General features: G+C 36.3%; 2 protein-coding genes. Both read left to right on the plus strand.

Features of this window, described 5'->3' with window-relative positions; translation table 11 throughout:
- Positions 1 to 449, plus strand: a 449-nt coding sequence (locus M3182_RS25525) for a helix-turn-helix domain-containing protein (protein ID WP_251560628.1), incomplete at its 5' end; no start/stop codon positions are given.
- Between the two features lie 123 nt (positions 450 to 572).
- Positions 573 to 1,187 (plus strand): IS3 family transposase (locus M3182_RS25530; RefSeq protein WP_251560630.1); only part of this gene is annotated, 615 nt, incomplete at its 3' end.

Consider the following 1,187-nt stretch of genomic DNA (forward strand, 5'->3'; position numbering starts at 1 on the left):
TACAAGATTGGGTAAGAGCCTATAAGACCCAAGGGGTTGAAGGATTAAAGCGAAGAAAAATGAAGGAAGCTTATTCTATTAAATTTAAATTAGATACGATACAATTTATGCTAGAGACAGGTGCTTCTTATCAGGAAACTGCTGAACAATTTAGATTGAACAATCCTTCATTAATTCACCACTGGATGAAAATATTTAATGAACAAGGAATAGAAGGCCTGAACCTAAAGTCAAAGGGGCGTCCTTCTATGTCTAAAAAACCAAACAAAAAGAAAAATGAAAATAAAAAGCTGACGCGTGAAGAAGAACTAGAACGAGAGAATGAATTACTGAGGCTAGAAGTCGCATACTTAAAAAAGTTGAGAGCTTTTCGGGAAAATCCGAGTGTCTTTCTCGAAAAGCACAGGCAAAATTGGCATTCCAACTCAAAGAAGAAGGGTTCAGATTAAAAGATATTTTCCTTGTTGTCGGCATTCCTGAAGCAACCTACCACTATCATGTTAAAAACTTTGGAAAAGATGATCCGGACATGGAACTGAAAGAGCTCATTTCTGCCCAATTTAAGGAATTTCATGAGCGCTACGGTTATAAGTAGTATCACGAAGGAATTAAAGAAATTAGGCCATCGTGTTAATCATAAGAAAGTGTATCGACTTATGCGGGAATTAGGATTGAAATGTATAAAGTTTATGCGGAAATCCCGTAAATACAATTCCTATAAGGGCAAGGTTGGAAAGGTAGCGAAAAACCGTCTATCCCGCCGTTTTTATACACCTATTCCTCTTCAAAAATTAGTAACCGACATTACAGAATTCAAATGTCTAGGCGAAGAAAAGTTGTATTTAAGCCCCATTCTTGACCTTTATAATGGAGAAATTATTTCGTTTGGAATTAAAAAACGTCCAACATTGGGTCTAGTCATGGAACCTTTAGATGAAACAATTGAGATCATAAAAAATCACGCAACCCACCGTACGACCATCCATTCGGATCAAGGGTGGCATTACCAGCACATCAAATGGGTAAAAACATTAAAGAAGAATAAAGTATTCCAAAGCATGTCACGTAAAGCAACTTGTGCAGACAATGCCTCGATGGAGAATTTCTTTGGTATTTTAAAGCAAGAAATGTATTATGGGGAAAAACTAGTCAGCTATGAAGAATTGAAAAGACGAATAGAAGAATAT

This window comes from Mesobacillus maritimus (genome assembly GCF_023715205.1).
GTDB lineage: Bacteria > Bacillota > Bacilli > Bacillales > Cytobacillaceae > Mesobacillus_B > Mesobacillus_B maritimus_C.